Origin of the sequence: Dyella sp. (genome assembly GCF_035486915.1) — a bacterium.
In the GTDB taxonomy this organism is placed as follows: Bacteria; Pseudomonadota; Gammaproteobacteria; order Xanthomonadales; family Rhodanobacteraceae; genus Dyella_B.
On the sequence record NZ_DATHMR010000086.1, the window covers coordinates 1 to 19,728 of the forward strand.

The window sequence follows — 19,728 nt, forward strand, 5'->3', positions numbered from 1 at the left end:
CCCCTCAACCCTATCGTCATGATGGAAAGTAGACGCCACAAATAGGACGACGGGTGTTTCACCGTGGATGGACAACCGGGCATGGGCATACCTGCCCCGCCGCTTCCCCCGATCCCTTGCAGCCGGCTCGATACTACTCGCGCCCACGGGCGAGTAGCCAGTCTTTCCTTTCGAGATCAGGGACGTGAAGACAAAGTTTGCCGATTTCGTCACCTAACCCGCGACTAATCCGCGACTTTGGCCGGTCTTGCGCTAGCTCCGGTAATGTATGGCGTTCAGAACAACGTCCGGATCAAGGCAACATGACACGAATTGCATTTATCGGCGGCGGCAACATGGCGCGCAGCCTGATCGGGGGCCTGCTGAAGACGGGCGTGCCCGCAGCCAACCTGCGCGTGGCCGAACCGCAGCCCCAGGCACGCGAAGCACTGGGGCGCGACTTTCGGGTTGCCACCTACACCGACAACCGGCTTGCGGTGGAGGACGCCGATGTCATCGTCCTGGCGGTGAAACCGCAGGTCATGCCGGCTATCTATAACGAAATGCGCGACACCCTGCAGCGCAATCGCCCACTGTTGATTTCCATTGCCGCCGGGGTGCGCCTGGATCAGCTTGAACGCTGGTTCGGCGTGCTGCCGATCGTCCGCTGCATGCCCAACACGCCGGCATTGATCGGCGCGGGCGCCACCGGCCTTTGCGCGAACCTGCGCGTCACGCCGCAGCAACGCGAACAGGCTCAACACATTCTGGATGCCGTCGGGCTGACGCGGTGGATTGCCGATGAAGCATTGATGGACACCGTGACAGCGATCTCCGGCTCGGGTCCCGCCTACTTTTTTGCCCTGGTTGAAGCATTGGAAGACGCTGCCGTGGCGCAAGGCATGCCACGTGAGGCTGCGCGCATACTCGCTTCGCAGACGTGCCTGGGTGCCGGGCGCATGCTGGTGGAAAGCAACGAATCGCCTGCCGTGCTGCGCCAACGCGTGACATCACCCAACGGCACCACACAAGCTGCCCTGGAAAGTTTCAGCGCGGATCAGCTACCTCGCATCGTCGCCCGTGCCGTGGCGGCCGCCACTCGCCGCGGTCAAGAATTGGCCGCCGCTCTGGACAAGGAATAACCCGAATCATGAGTTACCTGCTCAACGCGCTGATCTTGGTCATACAGGTCGTCTTTGGTGCTATCGCCACGCTGTTTCTCCTGCGTTTTCTGGCTGAAGCGTGCCGCGCCGACTTTCACAACCCACTCAGCCAGTTCGTCTATCGCTATACGAATCCCGTGTTGGCGCCGATTCGGCGTGTGTTGCCAAACTGGCGGCGCATCAATTTTGCAGCGCTGCTGATCCTTTGGTTGACGATGCTGATCGAGCGCTTAGCCGTTTTTGCGCTGGCTGGTCTCATGCCGCACATATCCGGATTGCTGGTGCTTTCGGTTGCCGATGTGCTCGATTTCGTCCTGCTGTTCTACATCGTGGTGATCTTCGGCTGGTCGCTGGCAACGATGCTTTCTGCCGATCCGCATCAGCCACTGATTCGCCTTGCGGGCACCATCGTGCAGCCTGTATTGCGACCGCTGCGCGGAAAGCTCGTCGTCGGCAATATCGATTTTTCGCCGACCGTCGTCGTGATTGTTTTGCTGCTTGCGCGTGTACTGATAGCCCAGCCTCTGTTCGATCTCGGCGCCCGACTGGCACAAGGCGGCTGACTGGCTCCCATGAATAAACCTGCGCTGCTGCTGAGTTTGTTGCTGGTGCCCGGATGGGCGTCGGCACAATCCGCATCGCCGCCACAGGTTGTGGTGCATGGCACGGTAACCACCAGCAGCGGCGATCATCCCGCGTGGTTCACCTTGATGTGCACGCAGGGCGCAGGCGGTGCACTTTCCGTGCAGTTCATGCTTGTTGCAGAGACAGCGCCTGATTTTCCATTTGATTCGTTTGAGGGGCCGCGCGCACCCGCATCTTTCCGACCCAGCGCGACGTTGAAGGTCGGCCATCGGTCGTTTGCCTCGTCTGCTGTCGCAGGCTGGTACGGCGGCGACATGCCTGGTGCGTTCGTCTTCGGCATCGCATCGACGCCAGGCAGCTCTGCGGCCATCAATCAGGTAGCGGCTGCGCTCAGCAAACCTGGTGCCACACTCGACTGGGTACAGCAGAGCAACAACTTTCAAACGCCGCCGATACTTGCGCACTTTGCACCGAATGCAGCCCAAACAAGCCTATTGAAGCGCATCGCATCGCCGTGCCTGCCTCGTGCAGAGCGTCGCTGATTCAACCCTGACGCTTCGCCCAATCCACAATCAATGCGTGCATGGCATCCAGGCCATCGAACAAGGCTGCCGGTCCCGGCTGAAGAATGATCGGCGATTTGATTTCGTATAGATCGCCCGTGCGCACGGCCGGAATGGCATCCCATCCCGGTCGTGCCGCAACGCGCTCAGGACGAAAGCGTTTGCCGCACCACGACCCGAGAATGATGTCGGGCTGGCGCTGCACGACCGCATCGCCGTCGGCGAGGATGCGCTGCTTGGCGAGCGGTTCGCGTGCCAGTTCGGGAAACGCATCATCGCCACCGGCAATACCGATCAACTCGGCCACCCAGCGAATACCCGTGATGATCGGCTCATCCCATTCTTCGAAATACACTTTCGGTCGGCGCGGCAGTTGCTCTGCAGCTGCACGCACCTGCGCCAGATGCGCCTCGGCACGCTGCGCGTAGCGTTCGGCTTTCTCATACGCACCGACCATCGCCCCGAGACGGCGGATGTAGGCGACGATGCCTTCCACGCTGCGATGATTGCTGATCCACACTTCGATACCCGCGTGGATCAATTCGCGCGCGATATCGGCCTGGATATCCGAAAAGCCGATGACCAGATCCGGCTTCAGCGCGAGGATCTCGCCAACTTTGGCGCTGGTGAATGCCGAAACTTTGGGCTTTTCTTTCCGAGCACGCGGCGGACGCACCGTAAAACCCGAAATACCCACGATGCGATGCTCTTCGCCCAATGCGTAAAGCACTTCGGTCGGTTCTTCGGTGAGACAAACAATGCGTTGAGGAAAGGAATCGCTGATGGAAGAGCTTGTCATCGTGAAATCAGTAAGGGGCCGTTAGTGCCCGAAGACGGTCACCGTGACCTTGCGTTGATGGGGATCGACACGGTGTTCCCATAGATAAATACCCTGCCATGTTCCCAGTTGCGGCTTGCCGCCATGAACAGGAATCGTAAGACTGACGCCGGTAAGGATCGCACGCACATGCGCAGGCATGTCGTCGGCACCTTCGGCATCGTGTTCGAAAATGCGATCGCCATCGGGAACGGCGCGCGCAAACCAGCGTTCCAGATCCGTACGTACCGCCGGGTCGGCGTTTTCGCTGATCAATAACGAGCAGCTGGTATGCGATGTGAAGATGTGCGCGATGCCGGTCTGCACACTGCTTGACGAAACCAATTCCGCGACTTTGCTGGTGATCTCGCTGAAACCACGCCCGCGGCTGTGCACGGTGAAACTGTTCTGCGCGACATGTCCAGCGGGTGTGGCTCGGTTCATGGAGCGCCTCCGATCAGGGATAGAGCAAGCGGCTGGTCCACGTCTGGCCGTGACGATCCCAACGCACGCGTTCGTGCAAGCGGAAATTGGCGCCATACCAGAACTCGACCATATCCGGCTCGACCACGTAGCCACCCCAATGCGGCGGCCGCGGGACATCGCGGCCTTCGAAGTCCTTCTCAAAATGCGCCACGCGCTGTTCGAAAACGTCACGATTCGGCAATGTTTGTGATTGCAGCGAGGCCCACGCACCGATCTGGCTGCCGCGGGCGCGACTGGCAAAATAGGCATCGGACTCTTCTGCCGGCAGCTTGCGCACCAGACCTTCCACACGCACCTGCACGCCTTCACGCAGGCGCTTCCAGTGGAAACACAGTGCTACTTGCTGGTGTTTGTCTACCTGCACGCCTTTGTCGCTATCGTAGTTCGTGAAGAAGCGGAACCCGCGCTGGTCGGCGCCTTTCAGCAGGACAATGCGGGAACTGACCCGTCCGGCCGCATCCACGCTGGACAGGTTCATGGCCGTCGGCTCCGGATCGCCGCTTACCACAGCCTGGTCCAGCAAGGTGTTGAAAGTGTCAAGAATCTCAGGTTTCAGCATAAGGTCTTGAATCGTAGCCCGCGCACGTCATTATGCGCACATGACAGAGGATGCTAGCACGCAAAATCAGGCGCTCGCCGGGCACTTGTTAGATCATTACGCTGGCCGCGTCGCGCGGACACACCGGCCTTATGTGCTTGGCCTTTCCGGGCTGCAAGGCAGTGGCAAGAGTACGTTGTCCCGTGTGATCAAAATGCAAGCGGAGCAACGCGACTGGCCGACGGAAATCCTCTCGCTGGACGACTTCTACTATTCGCGAAGCGAACGTGAAGTGCTTGCCCATCAGGTGCATCCGCTTTTGCGCACCCGCGGGGTGCCTGGCACGCACGAAATCGAACTGCTGCTGTCGGTGCTTGCTGCGTTGCCCACTGCATCGGACAAACTTCCCGTGACGTGGCCGCGATTCGACAAAGGCCGCGACACGCGCATGCCACCGTCACGATGGCCCCGTGTGACACGTCCGCCACGTCTGGTAATCGTCGAAGGTTGGGCGCTGGGTTTGCGTCCGCAATTGGAAAGCGCGCTGGAGCATCCGATCAACGAACTCGAACGTACAGAAGACGAGGACGGCCGCTGGCGTCATTGGGTCAACAAGCAATTGCGCGGGTATCAGCCGCTGTGGCGCAAGCTGGATGCGTTGGTCGTGTTGCAAGCGCCCAATTGGGAGGTCGTGCGTCGCTGGCGCGGTGACACCGAAAAGGAGTTGCTGGCGCGCCACGCCCCCTTGGCCATGGATGCCAAAGCGATGGCCCGCTTCCTCGCACATTTCGAACGACTGAGCCGGCATGCCCTGGCCACGCTGCCTGTTCTGGCCGACACCTGTGTGGAATACGACACGGATCATCACGTCACCGGTCTTAGCCACAGCTAATTTTAAAGGTCGCATTGGCCCGCATGAGTGCCTACTCCGATGGATTTATTCCCTTGTTTTTAGGAATAGAACGATAGGCCGCCCGCTTCGGGAATCCCATAATTGACCCATAGTGAAAGCACCTCACATGCGCAGAGATCCGTCGTTGGACGCGCACCCTTGTGAGTTTTCAGCCCTTATTTCGTCGCAAGAATACGAGCCTGTCCCCCGCTCATAACGCGTGACAAACCTGACCTCATCGGGTCACACAAACCGGTGCACAGCGCGCGCGGATGTTTGCGGCGCCCTATTGTGCGTTTTTCATGAGATTCATTCGGTCCTAAAGCAGCCCCACCATGAACGCGTCCTTTTCCCACCCCTCCTCCCTTCACGGGCGATCGATTCGTATCGCTATAGCGGACGATCACCCGTTGTTACTCACGGGATTGGCTTATGAGCTATCGCGGCTTTCCGGTTTTACGGTCGTGGGGAACGCCCAAAACTCGACGGAACTTATTGAGCTCCTCAGCGAGCGCGCCGTCGACGTGGTGATTTCCGATTACACAATGCCCGGTGGCACTCACGGCGATGGTCTTGCCCTCTTCGGATTCATCCGGCAACGATTCCCCAATACGCAACCCATCGCGTTGACGATGATGAGCAACCCCAGCGTCATTCGCTCGCTTATGGCGCAGGGAGTCCGGTGCATCCTGAGCAAGGCCGATTCACTCGTTTATATCGTCGATGCGCTGCATGCTGCGCTCTCGAATCGCCGCTTTCTTTCTCCGAGCGTCGACGCAATCATGAAAATGCACGGCATGGAAAGCGGTGCAAATTCTTCGCTTACAAAGAAGCTTTCACCTCGCGAGCTGGAAGTCGTCCGACTGTTTGTCTCCGGACTGACCGTTAGCGAAATCGCAACGCGCCTTCATCGCAGCAAGCAGACAATCAGCACACAGAAGATGAATGCCATGCGCCGCCTCGGCATCAAGCGCGATACCGATCTGATCCTCTACGGTATCGACGCCAATCTCACGACGCTTACTTCCGACGCGAAAGCCCAGAGCTTCACGTCCGACAACGATCGCTGATCTTCGCGTTTCAACGGGCCTTCAAAAGTTCCGCGTAACCCGCGCGTGAATCCGGCCATTGAAAGCGAAAGCCGCTGGCACGCAACCGTGCATTGCTTAGACGCTTGCTGCCGACCCCCGAAGGCGCCGGACCTTCCGCGGCAGCGGGTGCATGGATCAGCGTGGCGAGATCGTCGTAAAGCACGTCCAAAGGCAGCGGCGTGTCGTCGACACCCAGATACAAGTTCTGCGGCTCGTCGATGCACAGCAAATGGACGATGGCGGCAGCCGCGTCTTCAATATGGATGCGATTGGCCCAATGCCGCACTTGGCGCGACACGCGTGCCGTGCCGGTACGCAGCTGATTGACCACGTGCGTACGTCCGGGTCCATACAAGCCTGCGAGACGCAAGACAACGGATCGAAACGGCTGGTTCGTTAGCCAAGCCTCGGCTTCCAACAACACGTTGCCATTGAATCCCGGTGGCGCCGGAGGCGTGTCCTCGTCGACCCACGCTTCGCCATGTTCGCCATAGACCGCGCTGGATGACACGAACAGCACGCGATGCAATGACTGCTGATCCAACGCCCCTAGCAGGTGCTGCAAGCCGTCGACAAAAATGCGGCGATATGCCATCTCATCGCGAGCATCCGGCGTAGGTGAATACACCAATTGCGTGATGCCAGCAGGGAGATCACGCAAGCTACGCGCGTCGGTCAGGTCTGCGCGAATCCAATGCACGGGAGAATCGTCCTGTGCGGAAGGTTGCCGGCGTAGTGCATAAACCTCATCGCCGCGCGCCAGCAACCGGCTGGCAACGCGCCGCCCCAAATCGCCACATCCTGCGATGAGAACCCGTTCGGACATCTATCCACCCGCTTGCTAAACTTGGCCTATGAACCCTTCGTGCAACGTGTTCCTGATCGGTCCGACTGGAGCCGGCAAAACCTCCATCGGTCGGCAGCTGGCGGCACGGTACAACCTGTCTTTTGTCGATCTGGATCAGGAGATCGAACGCCACACCGGTGTCCCTGTCAGCACCGTCTTCGACATCGAAGGCGAGGAAGGTTTCCGCCGGCGCGAGGCTGCCATGCTGGACGAGTGTAGCCGCCGTCAGGGTGTCTTGCTGGCCAGCGGCGCGGGCGCGGTGTTGAACGTTGCGAACCGTCGCCATTTGTCCGAGCGTGGCTATGTGGTGTGGCTGCAGGTCACCGTGCCTCAGCAACTGCAACGCCTGGCTCACGACACCACTCGCCCATTGCTGGCTGACACTGACCGCCATCGCAAGCTCGAATCCATGGCCACAATGCGCACGCCATTTTATGCTGAAATCGCCGATCTGATCGTTCCGCAGAGCGGCGAGCACGAAGGCGTTATCGCAGCGAGCGAACGATGCATCGCCCTGATCGACCAACACTGGAACCGGCAAGTCGCGTGATGAGCAACGAAAAAATCCAAACCATCGATGTCGCACTTGGCTCACGCAGCTATCCGGTCTGGCTCGGCCGCGGTCTGCTCGAGGATAGCGAACGTTGGCGTGAGGCGTTGCGCGGCAGGCACGTGCTGGTCATCAGCAACCGCACCGTCGCGCCGCTGTATATGGATCGCGTGACACAAGGTCTGCATGGCCTCCAGGCATCGGCGTATCTGCTTGACGATGGCGAAACGCACAAAAGCTTTGCCAACGTCTCGCACGCACTCGATGCGCTGGCTGCGCTGGGTGCCACGCGCGATGCCTGCATCATTGCGCTCGGCGGCGGCGTGGTGGGCGATCTAGCTGGCTTTACGGCTGCATGCTGGATGCGCGGGATCGACTTCATCCAGATGCCCACCACCCTGCTGGCGATGGTGGACTCCTCCGTCGGTGGCAAGACCGGCGTGAACTTGCCCGCTGGCAAGAATCTGGTGGGTGCCTTCCATCAGCCGCGCGCGGTCGTTGCCGACATCGCTACGCTGGATACGTTGCCCGATCGCGAATACCGCGCCGGGCTTGCCGAGATCATCAAGGGTGCTGCCATCGGCGATGCGCCTTTCTTCGAGTGGCTGGAAAAACACGCCCAAGCCCTGGCTGCGCGCGACGAAGCCACGCTTATGCACGCCATTGCGACCAAAGTCCGTTACAAGGCCGGCGTGGTTGCGCGCGATGAAACCGAACAAGGCGAACGTGCCCTGCTCAACCTCGGCCACACCTTTGGCCATGCGCTCGAAACGGCAGGTCGTTACACGACCCTGCTGCATGGCGAGGCCGTGGCCGTCGGCATGGTGATGGCTGCGAAGCTTTCCGAGCGGCTGACGATGAGCAGCCAGGCCGACACCGAGCGTCTGGAGCAACTCCTGAAAGCCGTCGGTCTGCCTGCAGCGCTGCCTGACGGTTCCGATCCCGACAAGCTGCTCGCCCTGATGCGTCTGGACAAAAAGAACATCGCCGGCACCCTGCGGCTGATCCTTTGGCGCGGTATTGGGCGCGCCGAAATTGTTACCGGCGTGGACGAGGACGCAGTATCGGCCGTACTCCGAGAAGCCGCCTGGGAAGACGGCTAAGCCAGATCGGGCCGGGCTATTCACAGACCCTGCTCGCTAGTGAGGTTCGGGCCCTCTAGAATGGCCTTTCTGCGGCGTGAGAGCCGTACTGTTCAACCATGGACGCCATGCGCCTCTATCTGCAAACCATGCCTGCCTCGGCCGAGGCGCCGCGCTACGTTCAGATCGTGCTGGAGCAGGATCTGCTTGGCGGCTGGACGCTCTACCGCGAATCGGGCACACAAGGCGGCCGCGCGACACTCAAGCGCGATCAATACCTAGAGCGCGACGAAGCCATCGCCGCGTTCGAAAAAATGCGCGACGCCCAACTCAAACGCGGTTTCCGCGTGATGTTTGCCCAGGGGCTCGATGGCCCCTACGGACGCCGATAAATGACACCACTGAAAAACGACCGCTTGCTGCGTGCCCTGCGCCGCGAGCCTGTCGACACCACACCCGTATGGGTCATGCGCCAAGCTGGCCGCTATCTGCCGGAATACCGCGCCACGCGCGCGAAAGCCGGAAGCTTCATGGGTCTGGCGCAGAATCCGGAGCTGGCTTGCGAAGTCACGCTGCAACCGCTGGCACGCTTTGATCTCGATGCGGCGATCTTGTTCTCCGACATCCTCACCATTCCCGATGCCATGGGCCTGGGTTTGTCGTTCGCCGAGGGTGAAGGCCCGCAGTTCGCCCGCCCGGTGCGCAGCCGCGCCGAGATCGAAAAGCTCGCCGTGCCGGACATGGATAGCGAACTGCGCTACGTGATGGATGCGGTGCGTCTGATTCGCCGCGAGTTGGATGGCCGTGTTCCGTTGATCGGTTTTTCCGGCAGCCCTTGGACACTCGCTTGCTACATGGTCGAAGGCCAAGGCTCGCGCGATTTCGCAACGCCGAAAGCGCTGTGCTGGAAAGAGCCCGCTTTGGCGCACATGCTGCTGGATACGCTCGCCAAATCGGTGGCGGCGTATCTCATCGCGCAAGCGGAGGCGGGTGCCCAGGCGCTGATGATTTTCGACACTTGGGGCGGCCTGCTTAATCCATCGTCGTTCCGCGAATTTTCACTGCGTTACATGACGCAAGTCGTCGATGCACTGAAGTCCAATGTGCACACACGCAATCTGCCGGTGATTCTGTTTTCCAAGGGAGCCGGGGCGCATCTTGCCGAGATGGCCAACACGGGTTGTGCGGCGCTGGGCGTGGATTGGACAATCGATCTCGCCGATGCACGCCGTGCCGTACAGAACAAAGTCGCACTGCAAGGCAATCTCGATCCTGCAGTGCTGCGCGCCAGCCCGGACGTCATTCGCCGCGAAGTGCGCACCGTGCTCGATAGCTTTGGCCCTCATCCGGGTCACGTCTTCAATCTCGGACATGGCATCACACCGGATGTGGACCCCGAACATGTGAAAGTGCTCGTCGACGAAGTACACGCTTACAGTCACGTGCTTCACGGCGCCAAAGCGTCCGCATAAGAGTGAAAACGTCGTTTGGCGCATCGGCATGCGGCGCAACACGCCGCATGCCCACGCCGCACCATCAGGCGCGCATGTCTTCCAGCTCAATACCGCGCGTTTCGCGAACGGCACGCAGCACGAACAGTAGCGACAGGAAGGCGAACAAGGCGTACAAGCCGTACGCAAACGACAGACCGATCTGTGACAACCACGGAAAGGTGCTGGTGATCGCAAAGTTCGCCAACCACTGTGCCGCGGCCGCGACAGCCAAAGCAATCGCACGAATGTTGTTGGGGAACATTTCGCCGAGCAATACCCACACCATCGGGCCCCAGCTCAGACCAAAGCACACCACGTAAGCGTTGGCGGCAACGAGTGCGACGATGCCCCACGGCGCCGGCAACGTTAACGATGCACCGCTGCCGGTCGCTTGCGAGAAACACCAGGCCATCAAGCCTAGCGTCACGGTCATGCCCACCGAACCGATAATCAGCAAGGGCTTGCGTCCAATCCTGTCGACCAGCGCGATGGCCACCAGTGTCACCAGCACATTGACGACAGATGTCGCCACGGTCAGCGAGAACGAATCCTTCTCGCTGAAACCCACCGAGTGCCACAGCGTCGAGGAGTAATAAAAAATCACGTTGATGCCGACGAACTGCTGGAACACTGAAAGCAAAATACCCGTCCAGACGATCGGCAAAAGACCTGCGCGCGGACCGCGCAGGTCGCTCAACGTTGGCCGAGCCTCGGCATTGAGACTATGTGCGATGTCATTGACCTTCGCATCCAGTGCGGCGTCGTTGTGCATATCGAGCACTTCGGCGAGCACCTTGCGTGCCTCCGGCAGGCGACCGCGCGCGACAAGATAGCGCGGCGATTCGGGCACGCTCGTCACCAGCACCCCGTACATGAGCGCCGGCACGCTCGCGACGAGGAACATCCATCGCCATGCTTCCAAATGCGCCCAAAGCATGTTGGATGCACCGCCTGCCGTGTTCGCAAGCCACGCGTCGCTCAGCAGCGCCACGAAAATACCGAGCACAATCGCGAGCTGCTGCATGGAACCCAATCGGCCACGCACGCTTGCGGGCGATACCTCGGCGATGTAAGCCGGCGCGATCACCGATGCCACACCCACGCCGATGCCACCAATAAGGCGCCAGAACACCAGATCCCAGATACCGTGCACGAGTCCCGAACCGATCGCACTCATCAAAAGAAAAAGCGCGGCGACCTGCATGGTGCGCACGCGTCCGAGGCGATCGGCCAACGGCCCGGCGTACCACGCGCCGAGCGCCGAACCGAGCAATGCGCAAGACACCGCGAAACCGGTGCGCGCCGCATCGAGACCGAAACCATGACGCACCGCATCAACCGCACCGTTGATGACCGCGGTATCGAAGCCGAATAGAAATCCGCCGATGGCCGCCGCTGCAGCGATAAATACGACTTTCGCGGTTGCGTGACCTTCTTCCCCTTTTGCAGCGTTCGTGCTTTTACTTGGATTGAGATTCATGTCGATCATGCTCCCCGCATGATGGTTTCAAGTAGTGGCCGATTCTGCGTGCCGCCCCAAAGCTTGTCCGCCTGAATACGTATGCAGTCGCTCAGGAGCCCGTATCGGAGAAACTATCACGCATGGCCGCATGCGGCTCACCGCTTTCATTCAGTACTGGTGCGAAAAAAGCCTGCACCTGGCTGAGTTCACGCGTGCGCGGCATGGGTGGCAGGCTCGCGAGGAACAGTTTCCCGTAGCCCTTTGTCGTCAAGCGCGGATCGCATAGCACCAGCACGCCGCGGTCGTGCACGTCGCGGATCAATCGCCCTGCGCCCTGCTTCAAGGCAATCACGGCCGCAGGTACCTGCCAGCCCATGAATGGATTGATGCCGGATTGTTCCAGCGCCTCGAGTCGCGCCTGCAACACCGGATCATCCGGTGCTGCAAACGGAAGCTTGTCGATCACCACCACCGACAGCGCTTCACCCGCGACGTCGACGCCCTCCCAAAAACTGGCGGCGCCAAGCAACACACCATGTCCGCTTGCACGAAATTCTTCCAGCAATTGATGCCGCGGCGCACTGCCCTGCACGAACAAGGGCCACGGCACGCGATCGGCGAGCAACTCGGCAGCGCGGCGCAACGCACGATGCGAAGTGAACAGCAAGAACGCGCGTCCGTTAGAAGCCTGCAGCACTGGCATGACGGCATCGATCACACGCTCGGTGTAATCGCGTGCAGCAGGATCTGGCAAACCATCGGGGATATAGCACAGTGCCTGACGCGCGTAATCGAACGGACTTTCCAGGCTCAGCGCTTGCGGATCGTCCAGTCCAAGCTGGCGGGCGAAGTGATCGAAACGTCCGGCGACAGATAACGTGGCGGAGGTGTGAATCCATGCTGCAAAGGTACGTTCGCGCATGGCACGCAGCGGCGCTGCAAGATCCAGCGGCGTGGCGTGTAGCGAGAAACCGCGCGGAAAAAGCTCGTACCAGCGCACATCCTGCTCGGAATGCTGCTCAGTGATGCGATCCAGACGCTCCATCAAACTGGCGGCACGCTCGTGCACATTCATCAGTCCACGCGAACGCTCTGCTTGCGATGCAAGCACATCGGTCAGCGCAGAAAGTAATTCACCGAGGTCGCGCAGCGATGCCGGCACACCGTCGCGCTGCAACAGTTCGTGGAAAGAGCCGCGTGTGGGCAACGGATCGAGTGCGAGGCGCAGTTTCCGCACGGCATCCTGCAAGGCCTCGATCGGCTCCAACATCAGACCGATGGCACCGGTGACGCCGCTGCATTCGGCAAGCGCATCCTGCGCCAACTCCGTGAGCTGCCGTGCACTGATGCTTTGCGAAAAAAATTGCCCGGCGAGCTCTGGAATCTGATGTGCTTCGTCCAGAATAAATGCTTGAGCGCCGGGAAGAATTTCGCCGAAGCCTTCCTGTTTCAACGCGAGGTCGGCGAACAGCAGATGATGGTTCACCACCACCAGATCCGCTTCTTGTGCTTCCCGCCGCGCTGTCACGACATGGCAGTCGTCGTAGAACGGGCACTCCACACCCAGGCAATTCTCCGGCGTGGACGTCACGCGGAGCCACAGCGGCGAATCCTCCGGCACTTCCGCCAATTCCATGCGGTCGCCGCGACGCGTGCGTGCCGACCAGGCGCGGATGGCAGCGAGTTGGGCGGCCTGCTGGCGATCGAAACTCGCGCCTTCGCGCACGGTTTGATCGAGCCGATACAAGCATAGGTAATTGGCGCGCCCTTTCAGCAGCGCAGTTTTCAATCGCGCACCAAGTACCGAACGCACTTTTGGCAGATCGCGGAAAAACAGCTGATCCTGGAGTGCCTTGGTACCTGTGGAAATGATCACTCGCTGGCCCGAAAGCATGGCGGGCACAAGGTAGGCGTACGTTTTTCCCGTGCCGGTGCCCGCTTCGGCGATCAGCGTCTCGCATTCCTCAATGGCGTGCTGAACCGCACGCGCCATCTCCTGTTGCGCAGGACGCGGCGCGAAGTTCGGCAGCTCGCGGGCAAACGGGCCTTCGGCGCCAAGCAGCGCGCCGATGTCATCGGGGTCGGTCATTGATGCAGTATCGCGCAGCCACGCCAGTGGGGGAACTGTGTAACGTTGGCGGCGCTGGCGCGAAGAACCACATAGGTTCACCATCGGACCATCGCCACGGGGAGAAACGCAATGACTGTCGAAATGCAGATGCTCGTATGGAGTGTAACGTTGGGGTTGGTGCAACTTGGTATTGCCACGACGGCCACCCTGGCACAATGTGGCTTGAGCTGGATGGCCAGCCCGCGCGATGGCACACCTATCGTTCTCACGGGCATGGCAGGAAGGCTGGAGCGCGCAAACGCCAACTTCCTTGCGACCTTTGTCTTCTTCGCCACGCTGGTACTTGCCGGATACCTGCTGCAGCGTCATACCTCGACAACGGCGCTCGGCGCACAAATTTATTTCTGGGCGCGCGTGATTTACCTACCCATCTACGCGCTCGGCATTCCCTATTTGCGCACGCTCATTTGGACAGCGAGCATCGTGGGTATCGTGATGCTGCTTACACCATTGTTTTGAGGTGCCGAGGTATTCAGCGTTTTAGAAACGCTGAATACCTGCTTCGTTGCAGGCCGTGACGGATTTACTGGCGGCTGCCGCACCTGTCGGATCGTCGGCACGCTGACGAAGTTCGACAATCGTCTGCCAATTGCGTGCGCACAATGGGCCCTGCTTGGAACCGAGCGACCACGATTGCTGTGCGAGCTTCTCGGCCATGTCGTAGTCGCCCATATAAATCGCCAATTCGGCGCGATCCTGCAGCACATCCGGCGAGTTGTGGCTTTGCTGGAGCGCCTGCTGCAGCTTTGCCGCCGCAGCGTCGTATTGACCGTAACGTTCAAAGTTGCGTGCCGCCGATTGCAGTGCGGTCACGCCCGGATCGACCAGCGGTGCCACATTGATCACCGATTTGTCGCGATCGCCAGCGGCCTGAATCTCGGCCACCATGGCCGCGTTGGATTTCGACGGCGTCTTGGGTGCTTCAGGCGCAGGCTGTGCGCAAGCGGCGAGCAGGACGCCTGCCGCGATAGCAGGCACGATAGGATGAAATGCACGTAGCGGAAGGAACTGCATGATCATTCTCAACGTCAGGGAAGTGGCTGTGGGGCTGGGGCGGTGGAGGACGGCGCGGGGGTGCCGGACCCGAAAAGATTACCTACCTTTTGCCAAAAACACCCCTCCGAATCGGTCGACAGCGATCCGGCAATCACCGGAACCTGCTTGGCACCTTCGCAGCCGGGGTCGCTGCGTTTGCCATTTGAGGGGTTGATCCAGGCCATTTCCAGCCCATCGCCCGGCGCGGGCGAGAGCGGCGTGGTGGGAAGTTTGCGAAACAGCTCCTGCCACGCGCGCAGCGCGCCGGTCGCTCCGAATAGATGGCTGGGCTTGTTGTCGTCGCGTCCCATCCAGAAGACGCCAAGCCGATCGCCTGTGAAGCCGGCGAACCAGCTGTCGCGAAGATCATTGCTGGTGCCGGTCTTGCCCGCCGTGTGCAACCACGCCAGGCTCGAATCGGCCAGCGAATGCGCTGTGCCATAAATGGCCACCTGCTGCATCGCCCACGTGACCAGACGCACGGCAGGTTGATATTCGCCCTGCCCGCTTTCCACTTCATAACGCTTGATGGTGCGGCCGTTGCCGTCGACCACACCGCTCACGGCGAGCAACGGCAATGCATGACCATCCGACGCCAGATACTCATACATCTGCGCGACCTGGATCGGCGCGAGATCCACCGCACCAATCAACAGCGACGGACCCGGTTGTACCTTCGCCAGACCAAACGAATCAAGGAATGCCTTGATGCGCGGCACACCGACATCGAGACCGAGATGGATGGTGGCGAGATTCCACGAATACGCCAGCGCATCCACCATCGGCACCATGCCGTGACTTTGGTTGTCGTCGTTATGCGGTGTCCATGGCGTGCCGTCGGGCTGACGCATGCTGATCGGCGAATCGTCCAGTTCCGTGGCAAGGTTCCATCGTCCCGGTTGTGTCAACGCAACGAGATAGACAAATGGCTTGATCGTTGAACCAATCGGTCGCTGCGCATCGAGTGCGCGATTGAAGCCCTGATCGCCGGGTACCTTGCTGCCGACAATTGCGAGCACGCTGCCCGTCTTGGAATCGGTAATGACCGCCGCCGATTGCGTGTCGTCGCCACGCTTGCCCAGCCCCTTGATGGCCGTATCGATCGACTGTTCCGTATACAGCTGCGTGGCAGGATCGAGCGTAGTGAATATCGACAAGTTGCCCTGCTGCAGCGTTTCTTCGTCGAAATCGTTGGTGATCTGTGCACGAACCAGCTGCATGAAAGCCGGGAAGCGATCGTGCGGCAACTGACCGTCGGCGATCACGCCCAGCGGTGTTGCTTGCGCGGCTTTCGCCTGATCAGGCGAAAGCAAGCCTGTTTGCGCAAATTGGTCGAGCACCAGATTGCGACGTGCCAGCGCGCGATCCGGATAACGACGCGGATCGAACTGGCTCGGCCCTTTCACAAGACCGACCAGCAGTGCGACTTCCTGCGGACGCAGATATTCCAGGCGACGACCGAAATAGAACTCCGACGCTGCCGCAAAACCGCGCACCGCCTGATTGCCTTGCTGACCGAGGAACACCTCGTTGATGTACGCCTCAAGGATGCGCGTCTTGCTGTAGTGCATCTCCAGCAACACGGACATCAGCGCTTCGTTCAACTTGCGGCCCATGTTCTGATCGCGACTCAGAAACAGGTTGCGTATGAGCTGCTGCGTGATCGTCGACGCACCTTGCACGGTATGACCTGCGCGCAAATCCGCAAACGCCGCGCGAAGGATCGCCGTGAAATCGATGCCGATGTGATGTTTGAAATCGCGATCTTCCACCGCCTGCAGACCGCCTACGAGCAACGGCGGCACATCGTTCAATTGCACGATGCTTCGATCTTCCTGCTTCGGGCCATACACCGTGGCGATGCGTGCGGGATCGAGATGCGTTTCGCGCAGCGCCTTATCGGTGCCCAGGTCCGTCACCGAAGCAACGACACCCGACCCCAACGTGACGCGAATGCGCTTAGGCAGCTCGCCACCGTCAGGACCCGCATAACCGCGCGAAGAAATGTAATACGTGCTTCCTTGTCTCGCCCAGCTGCCCGGCACCTCCCCATGGCCGTCGGCCACGTAACCGGCGAAGGTCAATTCGACCTCCAATGTCGCCGCATTCATCGGCGCATCGGGCATCAAGTGCAACGGCTGGGAGTAGACGCGCGTCGGCACGGCGAATACGAGATCGTTGAAACGATCCTGGACCCGCTTGTTGAGGATCAGTGTGTACGGCAGCACGAAGCCGAATAACAACCCCATGCAGATCCAGAATGGAATGCGCACCCAAGGCCAGCATGCGCTTGCGATCGATCGAAGTCGGGTCAGGAAGTCCAACGCGAGGGTATCCCGTGACGAAGTTGCTGGATCATAGGGCGCACCACCCGGCGGCCGGATGAACGCAACCCCTCAGAGATGGCATAAAGCGGGCATCTTGCAGCATTTGACCGGGCAAATCACACCGGCGCACGCCAGCAATCTGCGTCGGGGCGAAAGGGTCTTGGATGGACCCCAAGCAGCTGGATCACCTCCGTATTATCGGCGATGAGATCCGCATCGAGCCGGCTCAGCGGCCCGCGCAGCCGCGCAACGCCGCGACGCGCCATGCGCAGCGACCATGCCGGCAGCGGTATCGGCAGCGTATCCACCGGTAAACTGCGCCGTACTCGCGCAAACATCTCACCCACCGGCAGTCGCTCACCGCCGCCGATGGAAAGAATTTTTCCGCTCGATGCAGGTGTCTCCAGCGCCGCCAACGCCGCATTGGCCAGATCCTGCGCATGCACAGGCTGTCTCACGCCTCGACCATTCGGCAGCGGGAAGACACGCAAACGCATCGCACGTTGCGCGATCGGCGTCAGGCTTTTGTCCAGCCCCACGCCATAGACCAGTGTGGGGCGAAGCACCGTCCATTCGCTGCCATGACGCGCGCACGCTGTCACCAATGCTTGTTCGCTATCGCGCAAAAGCTGCGACATCGCGCGCTCCGCGGGCACTTCCGATTCGCGCTTGCTTTCTGCACTCATGGAACTGGTCGCGATGACGCGCGGCGCCAGCGGCAAGTCCACACTGTTCAACCATGCAGCCAGTGACTGCAGCGGCCCAAAATTGAAAATGGCGGAAATGCCATCCACGCGCGGCACATTATCGGGAAGATGACCGGCCATCCATGTCAGGCCTTCCTGTGGCGAACGTGCAGAGCGGCTGATGGCGATGACGTTTTCACCGCGCGTACCCAGCATCGGCAGCAGAAAATGCCCAACCTGACTGCTGGCGCCGAAGACCAGTACGGTCATCCACCGCCCTGCAAACGTGCTTTGAGTTGTTGCGCGCGCTGATCGTTGGGCATCAGTTTCATGCCCTGCTGCAACGACGTTGCTGCGTTGCCGCGATCGCCGCTATCAAACTGCTGCTCGGCCTGATCGATCCATGCATCCGCCAGACGCTGACGCGACTGCAGAAGACTCGTATCGCCCGGCGAAAGATTGTCGAGCGCATCTAGCAGATTCGCCGCCTTGTTCAGATTGCCGCTGCTCACTGCCTGATTGAATTGCTGCTGCACCAGACCCGGCAATCCTTGCAGACCTGCGAGCGCGGACGGATCGTTGCCGTCGATGGACAGTGCGCCGCGATAAAGGTCGTAAGCGCAATCACCTGGCGGCGACATGATGTTGCCGCGTGCCGCCGCGATCTGCGCGCGCTGCACCATGTTGGCGACTTGCGCCTGTTGCTGCGGTGTCACATTCGAAACGGTCGGTGCCGCGGTGTCGTTGCTGTTGTCGCTGCCCGTATCGCCGGCACCAGCATTGGCGGGTTGACCGCTCAGACGCGCACGCGCTGCGACCAGGTCGGCCGATTTTGGCGTCAGATCCGCCGCAGCGGCCAACAACTGCTTCCCCTGATCCGTATCGCCGCTATCGATGGCCGCGTTGGCTTGCACGATCAGCGCTTCGGCAACCTGTGCCAACCCGGCCTTCGCTTGCGCATTATTCGGATCGATGGCGAGCGCAGCCTTGTAGTGCGCAAGGGCCGTGTCGTTTCCATCACCCGCCACGCGTCCGGCGCGCAACGCGTCGTTACCCTGATTGATGGCGTCGGTGAGTGTGCCACTGGCCTGCGCCTGCAATGCCGACAACGACGCACGCAAGGTGGGTAGTTGCGAATAATTGGGCAGCAGCGAAGACAGGCGATCGATGCCGGCCGACGCCGCAGCGACATCGCTCGCATCCAGCGATTTCTGGATCTGCGCAGCCAGCGCATCGCCGACCTGATCCAGGCCATGCCGTGCCACGGCGTTGTCCGGATCGGCTGCCAGCGCGCGCTGATACAACGCACCCGCTCCATCCGGACCGTCGATCTTGCCGTTGGACAACGCCTGTTGCGCCTGCTCGATCGACGTCGTGGTTTGACCCGACGAGACTTGCGCCTTCGCAATCGCCTGCGTCAGGCGATCGACATCGCTGCCGCCGCCGAGCAACTCGCGTGCGTTCGTCAGCGCCTGTTGCGCTTCATCCAAATGACCGGCCTGCAACGCCGCATCGGCGCGTGCGATTTCCGCGCGACCCACATCGTTGAGACCTTGCCGCGCGCTGTCGTTATCCGGCTCAAGCGCGCGCGCCGCTTCAAACAACTCGCGCGCGCTGGTGCCATCTGTTCCATCCAGATGACCTTGCTGCAAAGCGACCTGCGCGCGATGCAGAACATCGTCGTAATCCGTGCGCGGCACCAAACCGCGCAGACTGTTCTGGTTAAACCAGAGACCGCCCGCAATCAGCGCCACCAACACAACCAGCAACGGCACCCACCAACCCGGACCGCCGCGCTTATTCTTGTTTCTATTCTTGCTAGGCGGCCCACTGCGACGATAACCCGGCTCAATATTCATCCGCGGCAACCCGTCATTGGGTTCTGCAGTCGAACGCGGCTTATCCAGATGATCCAGGTCACCTAGCTTCGGTTCGGTACGGCCTGACAATCCGGGGTCGTGGGGGTCGCGGTTTCCGCTCATGGCTCGTGAGCTAGCAAGT

At 60.6% G+C, this 19,728-nt stretch carries 20 protein-coding genes; 10 read left to right on the top strand and 10 right to left on the bottom strand.

What is annotated here, in order from left to right; genetic code table 11:
• Window positions 1-302: 302 nt before the first annotated feature.
• The 3 genes from proC to VK725_RS06850 are packed head-to-tail and all read left to right on the top strand — an operon-like array spanning window position 303 to window position 2,269.
• Window positions 303-1,121, top strand: a complete 819-nt coding sequence (gene proC / locus VK725_RS06840; RefSeq protein WP_325317310.1) for a pyrroline-5-carboxylate reductase — start codon at window positions 303-305, stop codon at window positions 1,119-1,121.
• 8 nt (window positions 1,122-1,129) lie between these two features.
• Window positions 1,130-1,705 carry a YggT family protein gene (locus tag VK725_RS06845; RefSeq protein ID WP_325317311.1) on the top strand — a complete coding sequence of 192 codons (576 nt, stop codon included), beginning with the start codon at window positions 1,130-1,132 and terminating at the stop codon, window positions 1,703-1,705.
• A gap of 9 nt (window positions 1,706-1,714) precedes the next feature.
• Window positions 1,715-2,269 (top strand): hypothetical protein, encoded by a 555-nt coding sequence (locus VK725_RS06850; RefSeq protein ID WP_325317312.1) that lies wholly within the window; start codon window positions 1,715-1,717, stop codon window positions 2,267-2,269.
• 1 nt (window position 2,270) lies between these two features.
• Here the strand turns inward: VK725_RS06850 and VK725_RS06855 are convergent, their stop codons facing one another.
• Genes VK725_RS06855 through pdxH form a run of 3 tightly spaced genes read right to left on the bottom strand, consistent with a single transcriptional unit; the run spans window position 2,271 to window position 4,164 of the window.
• Window positions 2,271-3,089, bottom strand: coding sequence for a cobalamin-binding protein (locus tag VK725_RS06855; protein WP_325317313.1), 819 nt, complete (start codon window positions 3,087-3,089; stop codon window positions 2,271-2,273).
• Window positions 3,090-3,110: 21 nt separating this feature from the next.
• The gene (locus VK725_RS06860; RefSeq protein ID WP_325317314.1) at window positions 3,111-3,551 is read right to left on the bottom strand and encodes a secondary thiamine-phosphate synthase enzyme YjbQ; all 441 of its coding nucleotides are present in this window, start codon (window positions 3,549-3,551) and stop codon (window positions 3,111-3,113) included.
• A 13-nt stretch (window positions 3,552-3,564) separates the two neighbouring features.
• Window positions 3,565-4,164 (bottom strand): pyridoxamine 5'-phosphate oxidase, encoded by a 600-nt coding sequence (gene pdxH, locus VK725_RS06865; protein WP_414648461.1) that lies wholly within the window; start codon window positions 4,162-4,164, stop codon window positions 3,565-3,567.
• Window positions 4,165-4,192: 28 nt separating this feature from the next.
• On the opposite strand from pdxH, the gene VK725_RS06870 reads away from it, so the two are divergent.
• The gene (locus tag VK725_RS06870) at window positions 4,193-5,023 is read left to right on the top strand and encodes a kinase (RefSeq protein WP_325317316.1); all 831 of its coding nucleotides are present in this window, start codon (window positions 4,193-4,195) and stop codon (window positions 5,021-5,023) included.
• Between the two features lie 335 nt (window positions 5,024-5,358).
• Window positions 5,359-6,093, top strand: coding sequence for a response regulator transcription factor (locus VK725_RS06875; RefSeq protein ID WP_325317317.1), 735 nt, complete (start codon window positions 5,359-5,361; stop codon window positions 6,091-6,093).
• 10 nt (window positions 6,094-6,103) lie between these two features.
• On the opposite strand, the gene VK725_RS06880 is transcribed toward VK725_RS06875, so the two are convergent.
• On the bottom strand, window positions 6,104-6,940 hold the full coding sequence (locus tag VK725_RS06880; RefSeq protein ID WP_325317318.1) for an NAD-dependent epimerase/dehydratase family protein: 837 nt from the start codon (window positions 6,938-6,940) through the stop codon (window positions 6,104-6,106).
• Between the two features lie 28 nt (window positions 6,941-6,968).
• On the opposite strand from VK725_RS06880, the gene VK725_RS06885 reads away from it, so the two are divergent.
• The 4 genes from VK725_RS06885 (at window position 6,969) to hemE (ending at window position 10,065) form a co-directional block, all read left to right on the top strand.
• The gene (locus tag VK725_RS06885) at window positions 6,969-7,511 is read left to right on the top strand and encodes a shikimate kinase (RefSeq protein WP_325317319.1); all 543 of its coding nucleotides are present in this window, start codon (window positions 6,969-6,971) and stop codon (window positions 7,509-7,511) included.
• On the top strand, window positions 7,511-8,614 hold the full coding sequence (gene aroB, locus VK725_RS06890) for a 3-dehydroquinate synthase (protein WP_325317320.1): 1,104 nt from the start codon (window positions 7,511-7,513) through the stop codon (window positions 8,612-8,614). The genes VK725_RS06885 and aroB overlap by 1 nt, the downstream gene beginning before the upstream one ends.
• Before the next feature lie 107 nt (window positions 8,615-8,721).
• The gene (locus VK725_RS06895) at window positions 8,722-8,985 is read left to right on the top strand and encodes a WGR domain-containing protein (RefSeq protein WP_325317331.1); all 264 of its coding nucleotides are present in this window, start codon (window positions 8,722-8,724) and stop codon (window positions 8,983-8,985) included.
• The gene (hemE, locus tag VK725_RS06900) at window positions 8,986-10,065 is read left to right on the top strand and encodes a uroporphyrinogen decarboxylase (RefSeq protein WP_325317321.1); all 1,080 of its coding nucleotides are present in this window, start codon (window positions 8,986-8,988) and stop codon (window positions 10,063-10,065) included. It abuts the gene before it with no gap.
• A 64-nt stretch (window positions 10,066-10,129) separates the two neighbouring features.
• Here the strand turns inward: hemE and VK725_RS06905 are convergent, their stop codons facing one another.
• Window positions 10,130-11,566, bottom strand: coding sequence for a sugar porter family MFS transporter (locus tag VK725_RS06905; RefSeq protein WP_325317322.1), 1,437 nt, complete (start codon window positions 11,564-11,566; stop codon window positions 10,130-10,132).
• Window positions 11,567-11,657: 91 nt separating this feature from the next.
• A complete protein-coding gene (locus VK725_RS06910) occupies window positions 11,658-13,637 on the bottom strand; it encodes an ATP-dependent DNA helicase (protein ID WP_325317323.1) in 1,980 nt (659 codons plus the stop codon).
• A 111-nt stretch (window positions 13,638-13,748) separates the two neighbouring features.
• Between VK725_RS06910 and VK725_RS06915 the strand changes: the two genes are divergently transcribed.
• A complete protein-coding gene (locus tag VK725_RS06915) occupies window positions 13,749-14,138 on the top strand; it encodes an MAPEG family protein (protein ID WP_325317324.1) in 390 nt (129 codons plus the stop codon).
• Window positions 14,139-14,159: 21 nt separating this feature from the next.
• Here VK725_RS06915 and VK725_RS06920 read toward each other — a convergent pair whose 3' ends face one another.
• From VK725_RS06920 to VK725_RS06935, 4 genes are all read right to left on the bottom strand, one after another.
• Window positions 14,160-14,693, bottom strand: coding sequence for a tetratricopeptide repeat protein (locus tag VK725_RS06920; RefSeq protein ID WP_325317325.1), 534 nt, complete (start codon window positions 14,691-14,693; stop codon window positions 14,160-14,162).
• 14 nt (window positions 14,694-14,707) lie between these two features.
• Entirely contained in the window at window positions 14,708-17,038 is a 2,331-nt protein-coding gene (mrcB, locus tag VK725_RS06925) for a penicillin-binding protein 1B (RefSeq protein ID WP_325317326.1), read from the bottom strand.
• 119 nt (window positions 17,039-17,157) lie between these two features.
• Entirely contained in the window at window positions 17,158-17,997 is an 840-nt protein-coding gene (locus VK725_RS06930) for an SDR family oxidoreductase (protein WP_325317327.1), read from the bottom strand.
• Entirely contained in the window at window positions 17,994-19,709 is a 1,716-nt protein-coding gene (locus VK725_RS06935; RefSeq protein ID WP_325317328.1) for a hypothetical protein, read from the bottom strand. The genes VK725_RS06930 and VK725_RS06935 overlap by 4 nt, the downstream gene beginning before the upstream one ends.
• Window positions 19,710-19,728 lie beyond the last annotated feature (19 nt).